Source organism: Hydrogenophaga sp. YM1, from assembly GCF_016903055.1.
Lineage (GTDB): Bacteria > Pseudomonadota > Gammaproteobacteria > Burkholderiales > Burkholderiaceae_C > Hydrogenophaga > Hydrogenophaga borbori.
This window is the reverse complement of record NZ_CP070223.1, coordinates 1,579,983-1,598,816: the sequence shown is the minus strand read 5'-3', so window position 1 is coordinate 1,598,816 and position 18,834 is coordinate 1,579,983. Positions and strand designations below refer to the sequence as shown.

The following is an 18,834-nucleotide window of genomic DNA, read 5'->3' as shown; positions in this document are numbered from 1 at the left end:
ATGCCAGAACAATCCCCCGCCATCATCCGCTTCGACAAGGTCAACAAGTGGTACGGCAACGACTTCCACGTGCTGCGCGACATCGACCTGTCCGTCGCCAAGGGCGAGCGCATCGTGATCTGCGGCCCGTCGGGCTCGGGCAAGTCCACGCTGATCCGCTGCATCAATCGCCTGGAGGAACACCAGCAGGGCGTCATCGAGGTCGACGGCGTCGAACTGCGGGACGACATCAAGGCCATCGACCAGGTGCGCAAGAACGTGGGCATGGTCTTCCAGCAGTTCAACCTGTTCCCCCACCTCACGGTGCTGGAGAACCTCACGCTCTCGCCCATGTGGGTGGGCAAGCTGCCCAAGAAGGAGGCCGAGGAACGCGCCATGCAGCAGTTGAAGCGCGTGCGCATCGCCGAGCAGGCCGGCAAGTACCCGCTGCAGCTGTCGGGCGGCCAGCAGCAGCGCGTGGCCATCGCGCGCGCGCTGTGCCTCACGCCCAAGATCATGCTGTTCGACGAGCCCACCTCCGCGCTCGACCCGGAGATGATCAAGGAAGTGCTGGACGTGATGATCGAGCTCGCCAACATGGGCATCACCATGCTGTGCGTGACGCACGAGATGGGCTTCGCCAAGGCCGTGGCCGACCGCGTGATCTTCATGGACCAGGGCCAGATCGTCGAACAGAACACCCCCGAGGCGTTCTTCAACAACCCGCAGAACGAGCGCAGCAAGGACTTCCTGTCCAAGATCCTCGGGCATTGACTTGAGGCGGTCATCGCGCGCTGGGAGAATGCGCCCGATCAGAGGCCCGCACCGAGCGGGCCCGGCAAGGAGACCGCCATGCAGCTGCCCACCCCACCCGCCGCCCGGCGCCTGACCTGGCTGCGCTGGAGCTGCACCACCGCCCTGGGCCTGTCGATGTGGTGCGCGGGCGCCGCCCTGGCCTTCGACCTGCAGGGCCACCGCGGGGCGCGCGCCCTCGCGCCCGAAAACACGCTCAGCGGCTTCGAGCGCGCGCTCGCCATCGGCGTGAGCACGCTGGAGCTGGACGTGGTGCTGAGCGCCGAGGGCGTGCCCATCGTCTCGCACGACACCGCGGCCAACCCCGACATCACCCGCGACGCCTCGGGGCGCTGGCTGCAGTCGCGCGGCCAACCGTTCCACCAGCTCACGCTGGCGCAGATCGGCGAGCTCGACGTTGGCCGCATCAACCCCGCGAGCCGCTACGCGCGCGATTTCGCGCAGCAGCAGGGAGTGGACGGCGAGCGCATCCCCACGCTGGCCGCCGTGTTCGAACGGGTCAAGCGCCTGCGCGCCGACCACGCGCGCTTCAACATCGAGCTCAAGCGCCACCCCGAGCGCGCGCAGGAGTCGCCCGAGCCCGAGGCCTTCGTGCGCGCCGTGCTCGAGGTGGTCCGGTCCGAGGGCATGGCCTCGCGCACCAGCCTGCAGAGCTTCGACTGGGGCCTGCTCAAGATCGCCCAGCGCCTGGCGCCCGAACTGCCACTGGCCTTCCTGAGCGCGCAGCGGCCCCGCTTCAACACCCTGCACAGCGGCACCTGGAGCGCCGGCCTGCGCGAGGCCGACTTCAAGGACGCGCCGGCGCTGCTCGCCGCCGCCGGCGCGCGCTTGTGGTCGCCCCATTTCCACGACCTCAACCGCACGCTGGTCGAGCGCGCGCGCCAGGAAGGCCTGCGCGTGATCCCCTGGACCGTGAACGAGGTGCCCGACATGGAGCGCCTGATCGACTGGGGCGTCGACGGCCTCATCACCGATCACCCCGACCGCCTGCGGGCCGTGATGGAGCGGCGCGGCATGACCCTGCCGCCGCCGGTGGCGCCCTTGGTGGCGCGGCAGAATTGAGCGCCATGCGCCCCCCTACCCTGCTCCAACCCGTGGCCGATGCCCTTGCCGGCCTGCGCGAGGGCTCGCTCTCGCCCGCCCAGGCCAGCGAGCGCCTGCGCGCGCAGCACGACCTGCTCGCCGCCCTGCCACCGCGTTTCGCCGAGGTGCTAGGCAATCTGCTGGACCGTCTCGAATCCAGCGCGCTGTTCGACGGCGAAAGCTGCTCGTTCAGCTCGCACGAACTGCACGACAGCCTGCAGTACTGGATCGACAAGGCCCAGGCGCAGCTGGCGAACGCCTGAGCCGCGCCAGGGAACTTCCCGCCCGCCCCGCGGCTCATTCCCGCGCGCTGCGCACACGCGCAGCGCCACCCCGGACAGCCGAAAGAACCAACACCATGCCCGCCACGAACCGTCGACAACTGCTGTTGGCCAGCGCCGCCCTGGCCCTGCCCATCGGGGCCCTGGCCCAGGCCAAGTCCCCCCTGCCCCCGCTGCAGGTCTGGAAAGACCCCAACTGCGGCTGCTGCAAGGACTGGGTGAGCTACCTGCAGGCCGACGGCTTCACCGTGCAGGTCTACGACAGCGGCAACACCGCCGTGCGCCGCCGCCTGGGCCTGCCCGAACGCTACGGCTCCTGCCACACCGCCCTCATCGGCGGCTATGTCGTCGAAGGCCATGTGAACGCACGCGAAATCCGCCGCCTGCTGGCCGAAAAGCCCCAGGCCCTGGGCCTGGCCGTGCCCGGCATGCCGGTGGGCAGCCCGGGCATGGACGGCCCCGACTACGGCGGCCGCCAGGACCCCTACGACGTGCTGCTGGTGCAGCGCGATGGCACGGCGCGGATCTACCAGTCCTATTTCAAGCGCACCTGAACGCCCGCAGGGGCGTCCACCCCCTGGCCGCCCGACGCCAAGAGGATTTGATCTGGGTCAAACCCGGCGCCGGAAAACGCACCGGGCCCTGAGGCGGTACTACATATCGGCGAGGTAATGCCGATAGCGCATGGGTGAAGCGGCCGATCACAGCGCCGCCCCTCCCCAACCACCATCTCATGCGCGCCAACCTGCCCGTCTCCCAACAGGAATACGTCATCCCCGATGGCGTCACCCTGGTCTCCACCACCGATCTGCAGAGCCACATCACCTACTGCAACCCGGCGTTTGTCGCGGTCAGCGGTTTCAGCCGCGAGGAGCTGATGGGCCAGCCGCACAACATCGTGCGGCACCCCGACATGCCCCCCGAGGCCTTTCGCGACATGTGGGAGACGCTGCGCTCGGGCCAGCCCTGGTCGGCGCCGGTGAAAAACCGGCGCAAGAACGGCGACCACTACTGGGTGATGGCCAACGCCACCCCCGTGGTGCAGGACGGCCGCACCGTGGGCTACATGTCCGTGCGCACCAAGCCCACGCGCGAGCAGGTGCAGGCGGCCGAGGCCCTGTACGCCCGCCTGCGCGCCGAGCGCGACCAGGGCCAGGACCGATTGAGCCTGCGGCGCGGCCAGGTGGTGCAGAAAGGCCTGTCCGGCCTGCTGAGGCGCGCGCTGCGGCCCAGCCTGGGCCGCGCCATCGGCGGTGTCTGCGTGGCGCTGGCCGCGGCCGGCGTGCTGGTCGGCGAGATCGGCGCCCGCCTGGGCCTGGCGGCCCACCTGGCCATGGCCCTGCCCCTGCTGGCGGTCGCCCTGTTCGCCGCCTGGGCGCTGCGGCGCCAGACCGTGCAGCCGCTGGCGCAGGCCGTTCGCTTCGCCAACACCATGGCCGCGGGCGACCTCACCTCGCGCCTGGCCCTGCGTGGCCCGGCCGAGTTCGGCGACCTGGCCGTGGCGCTGAACCAGCTCAACGTGAACCTACAGGCGGTGGTGGCCGACGTGCGCCACGAAATCGAGGGCGTGCAGGTCGCCAGCCACCAGATCTCCAGCGGCAACCACGACCTGTCCTCTCGCACCGAGGCGCAAGCCGGCAACCTGCAGCAGACGGCCGCATCCATGGAACAGATGAACAGCACCGTGGCCCAGAGCGCCAGCACCGCGCAGGAGGCGGCCCAGCTCGCGCAGCGCGCGGCCGCGGTGGCGCGCGAAGGCAACAGCGCCATGTCGCAGGTGGTCACCACCATGGGCGAGATCAGCCGCGGCTCGGCGCGCATCGGCGAGATCATCCAGGTCATCGACGGCATCTCGTTCCAGACCAACATCCTGGCGCTCAACGCGGCGGTGGAGGCCGCGCGCGCTGGCGAACAGGGCCGCGGCTTCGCCGTGGTGGCCGGCGAGGTGCGCCACCTCGCGCAGCGCACGCTGGACGCGGCCAAGGAAATCAAGGCCCTGATCGAGGACTCGGCCGACCAGGTGCGCCGCGGCAGCGAACTGGTGCACGGCACCGGCCAGACCATGACCCAGGTGGTGGGCGCGGTGGAGCAGGTCAACGCGCTCATCGGCGACATCACGCACGCCACGCGCGAGCAATCCAGCGGCATCGCGCAGATCAACCAGGCCGTGGGCCAGCTCGACTCGGTGACGCAGCAGAACGCCGCCATGGTGGAGCAGCTCGCCGCGGCCGCGAGTTCGCTGCAGTCGCAGGCCGAGGTCATGCACCAGGCGGTGCAGGTGTTTCGCCTGCAGCCGCGCGGCAGCGCCGCGGACTGAGGGCCGGGCGGCCGGCGCCTCCCACTCGCCCCGCCCCTCGCCCCTTCTCGCCCCGCCCTTCTCGACCCGGCCTCGCGCGCGAGCCTCTTGCGCTGACCGCCTCGCGCGGGCTCCCTCGCGCGGGCATTTCGCGCCGCTGCGGCGGCGTTTCACGGCGCACCCGCGCCGTTTCGTCTCAGCCCCGTGGCGCACGCGGGGCCGGCGGCCGACAGTGCGGTCTCCCCCGCCCACCGGAGACCGCCATGCAGCTCACCCCCGTCATCGCCATCCACCTCAGCGCCGCGCTCGCGGCCCTGGCCATCGGGCCGGTGGCGCTGTGGGCGCGCCGCGCCGGCCACCCGCGCGCGGTGCTGCACCGCGCGGCCGGCTACGCCTGGGTCACGCTGATGCTCATGGTCGCGATCACCGCCGTGTTCATCCGCGATTTCCGCCTGCCCAACCTCGCCGGCTACACGCCCATCCACCTGCTGGTGCCCATCACCCTGGGCACGCTGGCCCTGGCCTTCTGGCACCTGCGGCACGGACGCATCCGCTCGCACCGGCTGACCATGATCGCGCTGTACCTCAGCGCCTGCATCGTCACCGGCGCCCTCACGCTGCTGCCCAGCCGCTACCTGGGCCAACTGGTCTGGGGCCAGTGGCTGGGGCTGCTGTGACCTTCACCCATCCCCCCACCCACCGGAGAACCCGCCATGAACACCCTCTCGATTGACAAGGACCTCGAACGCACCGCGCGTCGGCGCGTGGCCGCCCGCATGGGCTGGACCCTGCACGCCCTGGTGTTTCTCGCCGTCAACGCCGGCCTGGTCTACCTCTCGCTGCGCAGCGGGCGCGATTGGGCCGTCTACCCCGCCCTGGGCTGGGGCCTGGGCCTGCTGATCCACGGCCTGGCCGTGTGGGTGCGCCTGGGCGGCGGCGGCCTGTACGAGCACTGGATGGACCGGGAACGCGAGCGCCTGCAACGCGACCGCGGCCAGCGCCCCTGACCGGGGGCCCGGCATACTGCGCCCATGGCCGCTTTCACCCCCCGCACCGTGGCGCGCCGCGTATTGATCGCCGCGGTGTTCAACACCGTGCTGGCACTGGCGATCAGCGCCATCAAGGGCGACCACTTCGCCCCCACCCTGCTGTACTCGCAGCTCATCGGCCTGTGCATCTGGGCCGGCATCGACGGCGGGCGCTACCTGCTCTCGCCCCAAGGCTGGCCCGGCGTTCGGCCGATGGCGGTGCTGGTGGTGGTGGCCGTGTTCGCGGGCTACGCGCTGGGCCTGACGCTGGGCAACCTCTTGCTCGGCCGGCCCTTGCTGGCCAGCGCGAACAACCTGCCAGGCGCCACCGTCGGCTTCCTGCTCATGTCGCTGGCCCTCGGCGCCTTCGGCGCCTACTACTTCAGCAGCCGCGAGATGCTGGCCATGGCCCGACTGGCGCAGGAGGAGGCCCAGCGCCAGGCCAGCGAGGCGCGGCTGCGCCTGCTGGAGTCGCAGCTGGAGCCGCACATGCTGTTCAACACCCTGGCCAACCTGCGCGCCCTCATCGCCACCGACCCGCCGCGCGCCATCGACATGCTGGACCGGCTCAACCACTTCCTGCGCGCCACGCTCGCGGCCTCGCGCAGCGACGCGCGCGGCGGCCAGCACACCCTGAGCGACGAGTTCGCCCGGCTGGACGACTACCTCAGCCTCATGAGCATGCGCATGGGCCCGCGCCTGCGCGTGCGCCTGGAGCTGCCCGAGACCCTGGCGCCGCTGCCCGTGCCGGCGCTGCTGCTGCAGCCGCTGGTGGAGAACGCCATCCGCCACGGCCTGGAGCCCAGCGCGCGCGGCGGCGAGCTGCGCGTGGCCGCGCAACGCGAGGGCAGCACCCTGTGCCTGAGCGTGAGCGACGACGGCGTGGGCAGCGAGGCCCCGGCGCGCGAGGGCTTCGGCCTCACGCAGGTGCGCGAGCGCCTGCAGGCCCTGCACGGCGCGGCCGCGCGCCTGGAGTGGCACAGCGCACCCGGCCAGGGCACGCAGGCGCGGCTGCTCCTTCCCCTGCCCGACACCCCATGAACGCCACCGCCCTCATCGCCGAAGACGAGCCCCTGCTCGCGCAAGCCCTGCAAGCCGAATTGGCGCGCGCCTGGCCGGGGCTGCGGGTGCTCGCCAGCGTGGGCGACGGCCAAAGCGCCGTGCAGCAGGCCCTGGCGCTGCGCCCCGACGTGCTGTTCCTGGACATCCGCATGCCTGCCCTGAGCGGCCTGGACGCCGCCGCCACCCTGGCCGACGACTGGCCCGCCGAGCAGCCGCTGCCCGCGCTGGTGTTCGTGACCGCGCACGACGAGTTCGCGGTGCAGGCGTTCGAGGCCCAGGCCCTGGACTACCTGCTCAAGCCCGTGCAGGCCGAGCGGCTGCAGCGCACCGTGGCGCGCGTGCAGGCCGCACTGCGCGCGCGCGGCGCCAGCGCCGCGCCCGACTGGACCGGGCTGCGCGCGCTGCTCGGCGGTGCGCCCTCGTCCGCGCCGCGCCTGCGCCACCTCATGGCCAGCGTGGGCGCGGCGGTGCAGCGGGTCGCCATCGACGAGGTGCTGGCCTTCGAAGCGGCCGACAAGTACGTGCGGGTGCTCACGGGCGGGCGGGAGTTCCTGATCCGCACGCCGCTGAAGGAACTGCTGCCGCAGCTCGACCCCGAGGTGTTCTGGCAAATCCACCGCGGCACCGTGGTGCGGGTGGACGCCATCGATCGCGTGACCCGCGACGAGGCGGGCAAGTGGCGGCTGACGCTGCGCGGCCTGGACGAGGCCTTCGTGGTCAGCCGCCTCTACGCCGACCGCTTCCGCGCGATGTGAAGCGGTGGCGGGGCGGGACGCGCCTCAGTCGTCCCAACCGCCGCGGCGGCCGTCGCGGTAGCCGTGCTGGTAGCCGCGTTGGTAGCCGTGCTTGCGCCAGTGCTTGGGCGGGCGGTCGTGGCGCCACTGCGGGGGATAGGCGTACACCGGGTAGGACTGCACCACCACCGGTCGCGGGTGAACGATCACGGGGCGCGGGTAGACCACCACCGGCCGGGGGTCGTACACCGGATAGCCGTAGGACGGGTAGCCATAGACCACGGGGGGCGCGTTGGACACCCCCACACTCACGCCGGGTGAGTTGACGCCGATGGACCAGTAAACGTTGTCGCGGGCCTGGGCCTGCGTGGCGGTGCCCGACAGGGCCCAGGCGCCAGCGGCCAGCGTGAGCAGGACCAGGCCGCGCGTGGCGCGGTGGCGGGGGCTGAGAGACACGGTATTCATGGGGAGACTCCGGAGCGACGGCGGTTTGCCGCCTTGGAATTACAGACAATCCCGGGACCGGGCGCACCCTACGTGCGGTCAAAGCTGTAGCAAGGCGTAAATGGCGAACGATCTTTACATTCCCCCCGAGGCGCAGGCCCTGCTCGACCACTGGTGCGGCGACGGCCTGGCCCGCGGCTGGCCCAGCGAGTCGCGCGACCAGCTCTGGTTCGGGTTCGACCCCGAGCAGGACGAGGCACTGCGGCGCCACTACGGCGCCCTGGTGGAGCAGGCCCTGGCCGGCGGCCTGGCCGACTGGGCCGCCACGCCGCTGGGCCGCCTGGCCCTGGTGCTGCTCCTGGACCAGCTGACGCGCAACCTGTTCCGGCGCCAGGCGCGCGCCTTCGCCGGCGACCCGCGCGCCCAGGCCCTCACGATGGAGGCCATCGCCACGGGAGAAGACGAAGGCCTGCCCGTGGTGGCCCGGGTGTTTCTCTACATGCCGCTGCTGCACGCCGAGTCGCTGGAGCTGCAGGACGAGGCCGTGCGCCGCTTCGAGCGCCTGCGCGAACAGGCGCCGGCCTTCTGCCACGCAGAACTGGACGACAACCTGCGCTACGCGCGGCTGCACCGCGACATCGTGGCGCGCTTCGGGCGGTTTCCGCACCGCAACGAGGCCCTGGGCCGCGACAGCACCGCCGAAGAACGGGCGTTTCTGACGGACGGTCCGCGCTTCGGGCAGTAGGCGTCACGCCAGCGCCACCGACACGACACGCGGACGTCATGTCCGCTGCCTACAACCTCGTGCTTTGTTCTGACTTGCACGAGGAGATTCGATGACACGCGCCAATCGCCGGCCCGCCCCAGGCCGTTTCGCCGCCGCCCTGATCGCCACCGCCGCGCTCGCGGCCTGCGGAGGCGGTGGCGATGGACAGCCCAGCGGCCCGGCGTCGCAGCCCCTGAGCGTCCAGCTCGAGAAGATCGGCGGCTACGCCACCGGCCAGTTCGGCGTGTCGGCGGCGGAGATTCCCGCCTACGACGCGGCCAGCCGGCGCCTGTTCGTGGTGAACGCCCAGGCCGGCAAGGTGGACGTGCTGGACCTGCGCGTGCCCGCCCAGCCGGTGAAGGTCGGCGAGATCGACGCCGCCACCTCGCTCGCGCTGCCGGGCGCCGAAATCAACAGCGTGGCCGTGCACGACGGCCTGGTGGCCGTGGCCGTGCAGGCCGCCACCAAGACCGACCCGGGCCGGGTGGCCCTGTACCGCGCCAGCGACCTTGTCCTGCTCGGCTCGGCCACCGTGGGCGCGCAGCCCGACATGATCAGCTTCACGCCCGATGGCAAGACCGTGCTGCTGGCCAACGAAGGCGAGCCCAGCGACGACTACCAGATCGACCCCGAGGGCAGCGTCAGCGTGGTCGACGTCAGCCAGCCGGCCGCGCCCGTGGTGCGCACGGCCGGCTTTGGCGCCTTCGTCGGCCAGGAGGCCACGCTGCGCGCGCAGGGCGTGCGCCTGTATGGCCCGAACGCCAACGCGGCGCAGGATCTCGAGCCGGAGTACATCGCCGTGTCGGCCGACGGCGCCACCGCCTGGGTGACGCTGCAGGAGAACAACGCCCTGGCCAAGATCGACGTCGCCAGCGCCACGGTCACGGCCGTGCTGCCGCTGGGCTTCAAGGACCACGGCGCGCCCGGCAACGGGCTGGACGCCTCCGACAACGACGGCCGCATCAACATCCGCAGCCTGCCCGGCGTGCGCGGCCTGTACCTGCCCGACGCCATGAGCGCCTACACCGCCGGCGGCCAGACCTACCTCGTCACCGCCAACGAGGGCGACGCGCGCGCCTGGGGCGAAGACAACAACGCCTACTGGGCCGGCGACGCCAGCCAGGGCTTCGTCGAGGAGTTCCGCGTCAAGCACCTGATCAACAAGAGCGGCTGGGCCGGCCGCGCGGGTGATGACCTGCCGCCGCAGCTCAGCGCCATGGCCGCGGGCGGCCTGCTCAACCCGGCCACCTTCGGCTACTGCGGCGCCGTCGCGGGCGACCCCATGGGCTGCCGCGCCGACGACGTGCTCGGTCGCCTGAACATCACCTGGACCCTGGGTTACCGCACCAACCCCGACGGCTCGCCCATGATGTTCGACGCCACGGGCACCGCCAACCCGGCCGGCAACCGCCTCATGTACGACCAGCTCTACAGCTACGGCGCCCGCTCCTTCAGCATCTGGAACGCCAACGGCCAGCTGGTGTGGGACTCGGGCGCCGAGTTCGAGACGTTCTTCGCCAGCGACGCCTGCCGGCTCGGCAGCGCGCGCAACATCCCGTGCAAAGACCATTTCAACGCCGGCCACGACGAAGGCGGCGCCTTCGACAGCCGCAGCGACGCCAAGGGACCGGAGCCCGAAGGCATCGCCATCGGCCAGGTCCGGGGCCGCACCCTGGCCTTCATCGGCCTGGAGCGCATGGGCGGCGTGCTGGTCTACGACATCACCAACCCCGCCGCCCCCCAGCGCCTGGACTACCTGAACAGCCGCGAGGACTGGACGACGGCCGACCCCGGCACCGTGCTGGCGACGGCGGGCGACCTGGGCCCCGAAGGCCTGGTGTTCATCCCCGCCGACCGCTCGCCCGACGGCACGCCTCTGCTGGTGGTGGGCAATGAGGTCAGCGGCACCACGGCGGTGTACCGCGTCAACGCCTCGGGCGGCCAGCCCTGAGCGTTTGGCCCCGGGAGCGGGGCCTCAGCGCTGCGCCAGCGGCCGCAGGGCCGCTGGCAGCCAGCCCGCCAGGCGCGCGTGGATGCGCGCCTCGCGCCGCTGCCACCAGATACCCAAGGCCACAATGCCCAGGCCCAGCAGCGTGAGCACGAAGGGAAACAAGAGGCTGTCGGCGAAGACCTTGTAGCTCAGGTAGCCCAGGTAGCCGGCCACGCCAATGGCGCCCAGCACGGTGAACACGCGCCGGCCGATGGCCGCGCCCAGGAACACCAGCGCCACATTGAGGGCCGCGTAGCCCGCCTTGGCCAGCTCGCTGTCGCTCTCGCGCAGGCTCAGGCCGCACCAGAACATGAGCGCGCCGAACAGGTAGAGCCAGAAAGCGAAGTCCTGCCGGTCGCGCGGGTCAACGGCCAGGCGCGAGCGCAGGTCCACCCACACCGCGATGGCGCAGGTGGCCAGGCCGAACACCAGCGACACGTCGCGCGTGAAGGCCCAGTCGAAGCCGTCCTTCTGCATGAGCATGTGCGCCAGGTCCATGTTCAGGTACCACAGGGTCACGGCCACCGGCATCACCATGAAAGGCAGGCGCAGCCACCACAGCATGACCACGGCGGCGGCCAGCGTGGCCAGCTCCAACGTGAGCCAGCGCCAGTCGATGAAGCGGTGGTAGTCGCGGTAGCTGTCGGGCCCGCCCTCGGGCCACAGGCCCAGGCCGCTCTGCAGCGACCAGGCCGCCAGCGGCACCAGGCAAACCGCGATCGTGGCCAGGATGCCCGCCGGGATGTGCAAGTGGCGACGCTGCAGGTGCCGGGCCACCGCGACCGCGCCCACCGCGTAGCCCACCGACAGCAACAGCACGCCCCAGGCGCCGAACAGCTCCCAGCCCAGGGTCATGAACAGCGTCATGGCACCGATGGCGAGCATGCCGCCGAAGTAATAGAGCACGTGCGTGAAGCCGAAGCGCGCGGGCGCGACGGCCTGGCCGGCCCAGCGCGCCCACAGACGCTCGGCCTGCTCCATCGAGATGTCGCCGGCCCGCGCCGCGGCCTGCAGTTGGCCCCAGTGAATCTGCAGGCCTTGGCCGCGGTCGGGCGCCGGGGTGCTGTCGTCGCTCATGCCAGGTTCCTCCTGGCGCGCACGATAGCGCACCGCGCCGCCCCTCGGCTGGCGGCCCTAAGCCGGGGCCGCCCCGCTTGGCCTAGGCCGGGAACGGCGCGGCGCGCGCCCCCACCCATACGCATTCCTTGATGGTTTCGAAACCGATGCACGCCCTGAACGATGCCAGCGATGCCCTGCGCCTGATCACCCAGGCCGGGCAGCGGCTCGCGCAGGTCACCGGCATCACCGAGGTGAATGACAGCACCTGGGTCATCGACTTCGACGGCGGCGACGGCTTCATGGCCGAATGGTCCGCCGACGGGTCCCGCCTGGTGCTCACCGCCGACCTGGGCCTGCCCACGCCCGAGGGCGAGCTGAGCGCGCTGAACCTGGCCCTGTCCTACAACGCCCTGTGGCGCGAGATCGGCGACCTGCGCATCGCGCGCGATGGCGACGAAGGCGAGCTGATGCTGATCGGCGAACTCGGCCCCGAGGACAGCGAGCCCGAAACCTTCAATGCCGCCCTGCTGCACTTTGTGGCCCTGCGGCGCTGGTGGGCCGACGCCATCGCCCGCGCGGCCAGTGCCAACCCGGCCCCGCCCGCGCCGCCGGGCGTCATGTTCGAGCGCATCTGAGCGCCGCCGGCGTGGATTTGCGGCCCCGCCGCCGCGGTGGCGGGGCGGTGGTCCCTAGAATCCGCCCATGACCTCCCCCGCATCCCCCGCGCCCACCGAAGGCGACGCCAAGGCCAGCAACTTCCTGCGCCAGATCATCGAGGCCGACCTGGCCAAAGGCACCTACGCCAGCCGCCACTGGGCCGGCAGCCCCGGCGACGCCGCCCACCAGGCCGCCGGCCCGCTGGACCCGGCCAAGATCCGCACCCGCTTCCCGCCCGAACCCAACGGCTACCTGCACGTCGGCCACGCCAAGAGCATCTGCCTGAACTTCGGGCTGGCGCGCGACTACGGCGGCGTCTGCCACCTGCGCTTCGACGACACCAACCCCGAGAAGGAAGACACCGAGTACGTCGACAGCATCATCGACGCGGTGAAATGGCTCGGCTTCTCGTGGGAAGGCCGGGGCGGCAGCCACCTCTACCAGGCCAGCGACTACTTCGACTTCATGTACCGCGCGGCCGAGGCCCTCGTCGAGCGCGGCCACGCCTACGTCGACGAACAGAGCGCCGAGGACATGCGCGCCAACCGCGGCGACTTCACCACGGCCGGCACCAACAGCCCCTTCCGCAACCGCACGCCGGCCGAGAACCTGGCGCGCCTGCGCGAGATGCGCGACGGCCAGCTGCCCGACGGCGCGGCCGTGCTGCGGGCCAAGATCGACATGGCCTCGCCCAACATCAACCTGCGCGACCCGGCCATCTACCGCATCCGCCGCGCCACGCACCACAACACCGGCGACCGGTGGTGCATCTACCCCATGTACACCTACGCGCACCCCATCGAGGACGCGTTGGAGCAGATCACCCACAGCTTCTGCACGCTGGAATTCGAGGACCAGCGCCCGTTCTACGACTGGCTGCTGGAGCGACTGACCGAAGCCGGCCTGCTCGCCAGCCCGCCGCCGCGGCAATACGAGTTCGCGCGCCTGAACCTCACCTACGTCATCACCAGCAAGCGCAAGCTGGCGCAGCTGGTGAACGAGAAGCGCGTGAGCGGCTGGGACGATCCGCGCATGCCCACCATCGTGGGCCTGCGCCGGCGCGGCTACACGCCCGAGTCCATCCAGCTCTTCGCCGAGCGCATCGGCGTGACCAAGAGCGACAGCTGGATCGACTACAGCGTGCTCGAAGGTTGCCTGCGCGAGGACCTGGAGAACAAGGCCCACCGCGCCATGGCCGTGCTCGACCCGGTGAAGCTGGTCATGACCAACTGGGCCGAGGCCTTTGGCAGCGACGGCCACACCGAGGACTGCCACCAGCCCGCCCTGCCCCAGAGCGCCATCGCCGAAGGCCAGACCCCGCCGCCGGACCGCCATTTCAAGATCGGCAAGGAGGTGTGGATCGAGCGCGAAGACTTCGAGGAAGTGCCGCCCAAGGGCTACAAGCGCCTGTTCCCGGGCAACGTGGTGCGCCTCAAGGGCGGCTACGTCATCGAATGCACCGGCTGCGCGAAGGACGCTGAAGGCCGCGTGACCGAAGTGCACGCCAAGGTGATCCCCGGCACCAAGAGCGGCACGCCGGGCGCCGACAGCGTGAAGGCCAAGGCCGCCATCACCTGGGTGGGAGTGGCCGACGGCATCGCGGCCGAGGTACGACTCTACGACCGCCTGTTCAGCGACCCGCACCCGGACGCGGGCGGCAAGGACTTCCTCTCGGCCCTGAACCCGGACAGCCTGAAGGTGGTCCAGGCCTGGGTCGAGCCTTCACTGGCGACGGCCCGGCCGGACGACAAGTTCCAGTTCGAGCGGCACGGCTACTTCGTGGCCGACCGCGTGGACCATGGGGTGGGCGGCCAGGCGGTGTTCAACCGGGTGACGGGGTTGAAGGACAGCTGGGGCAAGTGACACGGCGGACCTCAGCGCGGACAACTGTCTGCGCTGGTGGTCTTCGGCACCGGTGGCCGCTGCACGATGTGGACTCCCTCGGCCGGCACCGTTAGCCGCAGCATGCTCTCGCCCGCCAACGTTCCCGCATTCTTCGGCGCCAGCTGAATCAGCCAGCGCGGGCCCAGGTTGGCCAATACCTGGGCATGAACGGAACTCCATCCCCGCTCGTTGCAATTCACGTACCGGGCTCTGTGATCGACCTCCAATGCGCTGTCAATCAAAAGACAGGTGCTGGCGGGGACGCGAAGTTCGAGCGCTCCCTTGGAACGGACACCGGCGAGCTCAGCAATTTTTGTGGGGAACAACGACGGCGAACCCAAAAAAAGTGGCAGGGAGATGGCAAGTGCCGGGAACATCGTCGTGATCATGAGGGCGCAGCCCCACACGGGAATGCGACGAAGAAAGAGGGGCGCGATCACGACGCCCAACCACAGGCCTCCCAGTGTCCACAGATGCGGCCAGCCCGCCCCTTGGCTGGGCCACAGCAGCGCCAGCAAGGCGCCCATGGGAAGAACACCCCAAAGGCAGACCCACAGCACGGCCGGCAAGCGCCACCACCACGCGGGCCTCTGGCCCCGCGTCCTCCATTCGCTCCAGGCCCATACAGCGCCCCCAAGCAGAGCGAGAACACCGCAAATGGCCAGGGTCCAACCCGCATACGGGCGGCACTCCCGCCAAGCCGGAACACCCAGAACGGTCAGAAGAAAGCCCCCTACGCCAAGCACTTGCAACGCGGGCAGTCCCACATTGGCGGCGAGACAGAAGCCCTGTTCGCTGGCCTCTTGCTGAGGCGGCAGTTTCGCGGCGCGATAGGCCCAGAGCGGGCCGACCAACGACACCAACACCCACAGATAGAAAGCGAACGCCAGCATCGCCACAAACACGCTGGCGCCAAGAACCGACGGAATGTCGGGCGGCACAAAATCGATCGACCGAAAGTAGAAGGCCAGCAAGGCCACGCCGAAGCCGGTGCCGATGGCACCCAGCCCGACCCAAGGAATGGCCGCCAGCTGCTGCAACAGCAACCGCGCCAGTCCCACCGGGTCGGGTGGCGGCTCCGCACCTTCGGGCACGGATGGAGCAACTGCCGTCTCGTCGACCCTTGTTTTCATGCGAGCTCCCTGAAATTCGGTCGAATTCTAGGGAGGGTCAGAAACTGGCCCCATACTTGAATGGCCCCCGCTTACTGGACCGCTCCGCCATGCTCGCCAACCTCACCCCCTTCCTCCTCCACTGGGCCCTCACCGCCTTCGCGCTCTGGGTGGCCAGCCATGTGTTCAAGGGCATGCGCTTCAGCGGCACGGGTGCGCTGGTGGTCGCCGCCCTGCTGCTGGGCCTGGCCAATGCCATCGTGCGGCCGCTGCTGGTGCTGCTGACGCTGCCGCTCACACTGATCACCTTCGGGCTGTTTCTGCTGGTGATCAACGCCGTGGTGCTGATGCTGGTGGCCAAGCTGGTGGAAGGCTTCAGCATCGACGGCTTCTGGACCGCCCTGTGGGCCAGCCTGTTCATGTCGGTGCTGAGCTTCGTGCTGGGCGCCTTCGTGCTCGGCGGCACGCCGGACTTCACCATCCAGACGGGCCCGGGGCCGGGGCAGGTCTGGCTGTGAGCGCAAGCTCCAGCGCCTCCCACTGCGTCAGCAGCTTCACCTGCCGCTGCAGGTAGTCCGTGGGGATGGCCTGCGAGCCCCACACCGGCACGCGGCCCGCGTATTCGCCCAGCAGCCAGAACTGGCGCACCGCCACGAAGGGCGCCAGGGCCGCGGTGTCGGCCTCGCCCAGCTCGCGCACCGCGCGATAGGCCGCGATGAACGCGTGCCAGCGCGCCATCGCCTTGTCGCTCCAGGCACCATCGACGGAACGCGGATGCAGCGACCAGGGATACACCGCGAGCTCGTAGGCCAGGTAGCCCGGGCCGATTTCGTCGAAGTCGAAGAACAGCGCCTGGCGTTCCCCGTCCTCCCGCACCGTCACGAAGTTGTTGTCGCCGTGCGCGTCGCCGTGGCACAGCACGCGGCTCAAAGGGCCGAGCGCCAGGATGCGGTCCCGCAAGCGCTGCCCCAGGGCCTCGAACCGGGGACGCAGATCGGCGGTCATGGTGGGGGCCCGCAGCAGGCGCTGCAGCGGTTGCATCAACAGGTAGTCCAGGTCCAGGGTGTAGCGACTGGCGCTGGCATCGAAGCCTTCGGCCGCCGCGTGCAGCTGCGCCAGGCCCCGGCCAAAGGCCTCGATGTTGGCGGGCAGGTCGGCGGTCGCCTCGCCCTCCAGGTGCTCGAAGAGCATGAGCGCGCGCTCGCCTTCGGGCAGGCGCACCCGCAGGGCAACCTCGCCCCGCGCGGTGGGCAGGCTTGCGGCCACCGCGCGGCCTCGGGCCTGGAGGTGCCGCAAGGCCTCGGCCTCGAAACGCAGGTTGGGCTCGCCGCGCGGGCGCTCGGCGCACAGCCGGGCCACCACCCGGCGCCCGTCGGCCAGGGTGAGTCGGTACACCTGATTGAAGCTGCGGCGCAGGAATTCCCCGGCCACCACCTCGCCCAGCGCGTAGTTCGCCTGCACCACCCGGGCCACCGCGGCCGCGGTGGGCGTCGATTGCGCGATCTCCAGATCCATGGCCTGCGCCCCGAAGAAAAAGGGGCGCGATTCTAGGCCCGCGGCGGATACTGGCGCCTCGCCGCCCGCACGCCATGGCCCGCCCGCACCACCACGTCTACGTCATCGAGCTGCACCGCGACGTGCTGCTCGAACACAAGTTCCGCGCCTGCAACCCGGGCTACGTGGACGGCAGGCCCTGCGTCTACGTCGGCATGACCGGCCTGGACCCCGACGTGCGCTTCGACAAGCACAAGGCCGGCATCCAGGCCAATGGCTACGTGTTCAGGTACGGGCTGCGGCTGCTGCCGGACCTGTTCGAGGGCTTCAACCCGCTGCGCTACCGGGACGCGGTGGACAAGGAGATCGAGGTCGCCATCGACCTGCGCTCGGCCGGCTTCGGCGTCTGGCAGGCCTGAGCCGCCGGTCCACGTCAGCCGGTCCGCTTCAGTGCGTGGCGCCGGCGCCCAGCGCCCTGTCCTGCCGCTCCCGCAGCGCGCACCGCACGGCCAGCCGCAGGCCGCGGACGATGCCGTCCAAGGCCATGCTGGGCCGCCCCTGCTCGGGCAGCCAGGGCACGTGCACGAAGCCCCCGCGCGCGTGGCGCAGGCCGCGGCGCGTCGCCAGCGCGTGCATGAGGCCGTAGAACACGTGGTTGCAGACGAAGGTGCCGGCGGTCTGCGAGACCTCGGCGGCGATGCCGGCCGCCTGCAGCTCGGCCAGCATGGTTTTGATCGGCAGGCCCGTGAAGTAGGCGGCGGGCGCGCCGGGCCGCACCGGCGCGTCGATGGGCTGCGCGCCCGCGTTGTCGGCGATGGGCGCGTCGTCCAGGTTGATGGCCACGCGCTCCAGCGAGAGGGCGCCACGCCCGCCGGCCTGCCCCACGCAGATGACCAGCGCGGGCCGGTGTTCGTCGAGCAGGGCCGTGAGGCGCCGCAGCGATTCGCCGAACACGGTGGGCAGTTGCGCCGCCACCACCGTGTGGTCCAGCAGGCGCTCGCCGTGCAGGGCCTGCACGGCCAGCCAGCTCGGGTTCACGCTCGCGCCATCGAAGGGGTCGAAGCCGGTGAGCAGGACCGTCGTCGACGGCGCGGAGGGCGGGCTGGGGAGGGCGGGCATCGCGCCAATCTACCGCAGGCGCCGCCGCCCAGGCCCCCGTCGCTCAGCGCCGCGCGACGCGGCCGCGCAGGTCCACCAGCTTGGCCTGCAGGCGGCGCTGGTTGTCCGCGCCCATGCGCAGCAGGATCTTCTGCCCGGCCGACAGGGCCTCCAGCTGCGGGTCGGCGTACTCGTAGCGCACCCAGGGCCGGGTGGACGGCACCTCGCCCTTCACCTGCACCAGCGCCACGGCTGGTGGCGCGGCGGGCACGGGCGTGGCGATGAGCTGGTCCAGCACCTGCACCAGGCGGTCGTTGAAGTAGCGGCCCGGAAAGCCCAGCTCCTCGTACGCCTGCTGGAACAGCGGGTAGAGGCGGCGGTACAGCGCCACGGCCCGGCCCGTGTCCACCGACTCGGCGAACTGCACGAAGGGCGTGTAGCGCGCGCTGTTGTCCGGAGCGATGGTTTCGCTGGCGCCATCGGCTGCCTTGGTCGAGGCAAAGCGCCCGGGGGTGGGGGTCACGGGCCACATCAGCACGGGCGCGTGCGAACGCCCCAGGTTGTCCACCGTGGCCACGGCGCGCTTGACGAAGCCGTCGAGCTGCAGGAAACGCAGCGCGTTCGGGCGGCCGAGCAGCTCGGCGAGGTGATCGCTCACGTAAGGGTCGGCGTCGGCCAGCGCGGGCAAGGGCGCGGGCGGGGCGCTGGGTTCGGCCGCCGGGGGCTCCACCGGGTGCTGGATGGCGGGCGGCGCCGCGGGGGCCGGTTCGGCGGGCGCGGGCGGGGCGGATGGGGCGACGGCCACCGGCGGCTCCACCGGGGCGGGGACCTGCCGGTCCTGGTAGTACCGCCAGCCGAAGTAGCCGGCGGCGGCCAGCGCCACGGCGGCCGCCAGGATGATGGGAAGGTGGGAGGATTCGTCTCGTTCGGGTTCGCGTGTCATGGCCTCGTCGTCTCCGGCAAGCTGGGGAGGCGGTCCATCCTACACCCCGGGGTTCTGCCGCACCACCGCGCAGGCTCCAGGCCGGAAATCATCGAAAAAGTTCTTATAAAT

Annotated in this window: 21 protein-coding genes; 15 read left to right on the top strand and 6 right to left on the bottom strand. The window is 71.1% G+C overall.

The window, feature by feature from the left end:
* From JNX00_RS07675 to JNX00_RS07635, 9 genes are all read left to right on the top strand, one after another.
* Positions 1-753: an amino acid ABC transporter ATP-binding protein gene (locus tag JNX00_RS07675; RefSeq protein ID WP_070400582.1), complete on the top strand. Its 753-nt coding sequence runs from the start codon at positions 1-3 to the stop codon at positions 751-753.
* Positions 754-831: 78 nt separating this feature from the next.
* On the top strand, positions 832-1,854 hold the full coding sequence (locus JNX00_RS07670) for a glycerophosphodiester phosphodiesterase (RefSeq protein WP_204744582.1): 1,023 nt from the start codon (positions 832-834) through the stop codon (positions 1,852-1,854).
* A 5-nt stretch (positions 1,855-1,859) separates the two neighbouring features.
* Positions 1,860-2,138, top strand: coding sequence for a hypothetical protein (locus tag JNX00_RS07665; protein WP_070400583.1), 279 nt, complete (start codon positions 1,860-1,862; stop codon positions 2,136-2,138).
* 95 nt (positions 2,139-2,233) lie between these two features.
* On the top strand, positions 2,234-2,710 hold the full coding sequence (locus tag JNX00_RS07660; protein ID WP_204744581.1) for a DUF411 domain-containing protein: 477 nt from the start codon (positions 2,234-2,236) through the stop codon (positions 2,708-2,710).
* 179 nt (positions 2,711-2,889) lie between these two features.
* Positions 2,890-4,473: a PAS domain-containing methyl-accepting chemotaxis protein gene (locus JNX00_RS07655; protein ID WP_070400585.1), complete on the top strand. Its 1,584-nt coding sequence runs from the start codon at positions 2,890-2,892 to the stop codon at positions 4,471-4,473.
* A 242-nt stretch (positions 4,474-4,715) separates the two neighbouring features.
* Positions 4,716-5,129 (top strand): DUF2306 domain-containing protein, encoded by a 414-nt coding sequence (locus JNX00_RS07650; RefSeq protein WP_070400586.1) that lies wholly within the window; start codon positions 4,716-4,718, stop codon positions 5,127-5,129.
* Positions 5,130-5,165: 36 nt separating this feature from the next.
* On the top strand, positions 5,166-5,459 hold the full coding sequence (locus tag JNX00_RS07645) for a 2TM domain-containing protein (RefSeq protein WP_070400587.1): 294 nt from the start codon (positions 5,166-5,168) through the stop codon (positions 5,457-5,459).
* Between the two features lie 24 nt (positions 5,460-5,483).
* Positions 5,484-6,521 (top strand): histidine kinase, encoded by a 1,038-nt coding sequence (locus JNX00_RS07640; RefSeq protein ID WP_204744580.1) that lies wholly within the window; start codon positions 5,484-5,486, stop codon positions 6,519-6,521.
* On the top strand, positions 6,518-7,297 hold the full coding sequence (locus tag JNX00_RS07635; RefSeq protein WP_070400589.1) for a LytTR family DNA-binding domain-containing protein: 780 nt from the start codon (positions 6,518-6,520) through the stop codon (positions 7,295-7,297). Before JNX00_RS07640 ends, JNX00_RS07635 begins: the two co-directional genes overlap by 4 nt.
* A gap of 24 nt (positions 7,298-7,321) precedes the next feature.
* Here the strand turns inward: JNX00_RS07635 and JNX00_RS07630 are convergent, their stop codons facing one another.
* Positions 7,322-7,741 (bottom strand): hypothetical protein, encoded by a 420-nt coding sequence (locus JNX00_RS07630; RefSeq protein ID WP_139147106.1) that lies wholly within the window; start codon positions 7,739-7,741, stop codon positions 7,322-7,324.
* Between the two features lie 100 nt (positions 7,742-7,841).
* On the opposite strand from JNX00_RS07630, the gene JNX00_RS07625 reads away from it, so the two are divergent.
* Together JNX00_RS07625 and JNX00_RS07620 are read left to right on the top strand one after the other, a co-directional pair.
* Positions 7,842-8,465: a DUF924 family protein gene (locus JNX00_RS07625; RefSeq protein ID WP_204744579.1), complete on the top strand. Its 624-nt coding sequence runs from the start codon at positions 7,842-7,844 to the stop codon at positions 8,463-8,465.
* A gap of 91 nt (positions 8,466-8,556) precedes the next feature.
* Complete coding sequence (locus JNX00_RS07620) at positions 8,557-10,437, top strand: choice-of-anchor I family protein (RefSeq protein ID WP_204744578.1); 1,881 nt, start codon at positions 8,557-8,559, stop codon at positions 10,435-10,437.
* 24 nt (positions 10,438-10,461) lie between these two features.
* Here JNX00_RS07620 and JNX00_RS07615 read toward each other — a convergent pair whose 3' ends face one another.
* On the bottom strand, positions 10,462-11,553 hold the full coding sequence (locus tag JNX00_RS07615; RefSeq protein WP_204744577.1) for a DUF2157 domain-containing protein: 1,092 nt from the start codon (positions 11,551-11,553) through the stop codon (positions 10,462-10,464).
* A gap of 131 nt (positions 11,554-11,684) precedes the next feature.
* Between JNX00_RS07615 and JNX00_RS07610 the strand changes: the two genes are divergently transcribed.
* Both JNX00_RS07610 and JNX00_RS07605 read left to right on the top strand, forming a co-directional pair.
* Positions 11,685-12,170: a type III secretion system chaperone gene (locus JNX00_RS07610; RefSeq protein WP_204744576.1), complete on the top strand. Its 486-nt coding sequence runs from the start codon at positions 11,685-11,687 to the stop codon at positions 12,168-12,170.
* 67 nt (positions 12,171-12,237) lie between these two features.
* The gene (locus JNX00_RS07605) at positions 12,238-14,055 is read left to right on the top strand and encodes a glutamine--tRNA ligase/YqeY domain fusion protein (protein WP_204744575.1); all 1,818 of its coding nucleotides are present in this window, start codon (positions 12,238-12,240) and stop codon (positions 14,053-14,055) included.
* A gap of 11 nt (positions 14,056-14,066) precedes the next feature.
* On the opposite strand, the gene JNX00_RS07600 is transcribed toward JNX00_RS07605, so the two are convergent.
* Positions 14,067-15,209, bottom strand: a complete 1,143-nt coding sequence (locus JNX00_RS07600) for a hypothetical protein (protein WP_204744574.1) — start codon at positions 15,207-15,209, stop codon at positions 14,067-14,069.
* A gap of 89 nt (positions 15,210-15,298) precedes the next feature.
* Here JNX00_RS07600 and JNX00_RS07595 point away from each other — a divergent pair, with 89 nt between their 5' ends.
* On the top strand, positions 15,299-15,706 hold the full coding sequence (locus JNX00_RS07595; RefSeq protein WP_070400674.1) for a phage holin family protein: 408 nt from the start codon (positions 15,299-15,301) through the stop codon (positions 15,704-15,706).
* On the opposite strand, the gene JNX00_RS07590 is transcribed toward JNX00_RS07595, so the two are convergent.
* A complete protein-coding gene (locus JNX00_RS07590; protein ID WP_070400595.1) occupies positions 15,663-16,703 on the bottom strand; it encodes a phosphotransferase in 1,041 nt (346 codons plus the stop codon). The genes JNX00_RS07595 and JNX00_RS07590 overlap by 44 nt on opposite strands.
* Positions 16,704-16,777: 74 nt before the next feature.
* Between JNX00_RS07590 and JNX00_RS07585 the strand changes: the two genes are divergently transcribed.
* Positions 16,778-17,101 carry a hypothetical protein gene (locus tag JNX00_RS07585; protein ID WP_204744573.1) on the top strand — a complete coding sequence of 108 codons (324 nt, stop codon included), beginning with the start codon at positions 16,778-16,780 and terminating at the stop codon, positions 17,099-17,101.
* Between the two features lie 28 nt (positions 17,102-17,129).
* Here the strand turns inward: JNX00_RS07585 and pcp are convergent, their stop codons facing one another.
* Entirely contained in the window at positions 17,130-17,801 is a 672-nt protein-coding gene (pcp, locus tag JNX00_RS07580; RefSeq protein ID WP_204744572.1) for a pyroglutamyl-peptidase I, read from the bottom strand.
* Positions 17,802-17,844: 43 nt separating this feature from the next.
* Positions 17,845-18,723, bottom strand: coding sequence for a DUF3014 domain-containing protein (locus tag JNX00_RS07575; RefSeq protein WP_204744571.1), 879 nt, complete (start codon positions 18,721-18,723; stop codon positions 17,845-17,847).
* Between the last annotated feature and the right edge of the window lie 111 nt (positions 18,724-18,834).

Coding starts and splice junctions, on each gene's coding strand:
- JNX00_RS07605 (WP_204744575.1), top strand. CDS start 12,238: ATGACCTCCCCCGCATCCCCCGCGCCCACCGAAGGCGACGCCAAGGCC.
- JNX00_RS07675 (WP_070400582.1), top strand. CDS start 1: ATGCCAGAACAATCCCCCGCCATCATCCGCTTCGACAAGGTCAACAAG.
- JNX00_RS07610 (WP_204744576.1), top strand. CDS start 11,685: ATGGTTTCGAAACCGATGCACGCCCTGAACGATGCCAGCGATGCCCTG.
- JNX00_RS07590 (WP_070400595.1), bottom strand. CDS start 16,703: ATGGATCTGGAGATCGCGCAATCGACGCCCACCGCGGCCGCGGTGGCC.
- JNX00_RS07645 (WP_070400587.1), top strand. CDS start 5,166: ATGAACACCCTCTCGATTGACAAGGACCTCGAACGCACCGCGCGTCGG.
- JNX00_RS07670 (WP_204744582.1), top strand. CDS start 832: ATGCAGCTGCCCACCCCACCCGCCGCCCGGCGCCTGACCTGGCTGCGC.
- JNX00_RS07600 (WP_204744574.1), bottom strand. CDS start 15,209: ATGAAAACAAGGGTCGACGAGACGGCAGTTGCTCCATCCGTGCCCGAA.
- JNX00_RS07585 (WP_204744573.1), top strand. CDS start 16,778: ATGGCCCGCCCGCACCACCACGTCTACGTCATCGAGCTGCACCGCGAC.
- pcp (WP_204744572.1), bottom strand. CDS start 17,801: ATGCCCGCCCTCCCCAGCCCGCCCTCCGCGCCGTCGACGACGGTCCTG.
- JNX00_RS07630 (WP_139147106.1), bottom strand. CDS start 7,741: ATGAATACCGTGTCTCTCAGCCCCCGCCACCGCGCCACGCGCGGCCTG.
- JNX00_RS07625 (WP_204744579.1), top strand. CDS start 7,842: ATGGCGAACGATCTTTACATTCCCCCCGAGGCGCAGGCCCTGCTCGAC.
- JNX00_RS07635 (WP_070400589.1), top strand. CDS start 6,518: ATGAACGCCACCGCCCTCATCGCCGAAGACGAGCCCCTGCTCGCGCAA.
- JNX00_RS07575 (WP_204744571.1), bottom strand. CDS start 18,723: ATGACACGCGAACCCGAACGAGACGAATCCTCCCACCTTCCCATCATC.
- JNX00_RS07615 (WP_204744577.1), bottom strand. CDS start 11,553: ATGAGCGACGACAGCACCCCGGCGCCCGACCGCGGCCAAGGCCTGCAG.
- JNX00_RS07595 (WP_070400674.1), top strand. CDS start 15,299: ATGCTCGCCAACCTCACCCCCTTCCTCCTCCACTGGGCCCTCACCGCC.
- JNX00_RS07620 (WP_204744578.1), top strand. CDS start 8,557: ATGACACGCGCCAATCGCCGGCCCGCCCCAGGCCGTTTCGCCGCCGCC.
- JNX00_RS07655 (WP_070400585.1), top strand. CDS start 2,890: ATGCGCGCCAACCTGCCCGTCTCCCAACAGGAATACGTCATCCCCGAT.
- JNX00_RS07665 (WP_070400583.1), top strand. CDS start 1,860: ATGCGCCCCCCTACCCTGCTCCAACCCGTGGCCGATGCCCTTGCCGGC.
- JNX00_RS07640 (WP_204744580.1), top strand. CDS start 5,484: ATGGCCGCTTTCACCCCCCGCACCGTGGCGCGCCGCGTATTGATCGCC.
- JNX00_RS07650 (WP_070400586.1), top strand. CDS start 4,716: ATGCAGCTCACCCCCGTCATCGCCATCCACCTCAGCGCCGCGCTCGCG.
- JNX00_RS07660 (WP_204744581.1), top strand. CDS start 2,234: ATGCCCGCCACGAACCGTCGACAACTGCTGTTGGCCAGCGCCGCCCTG.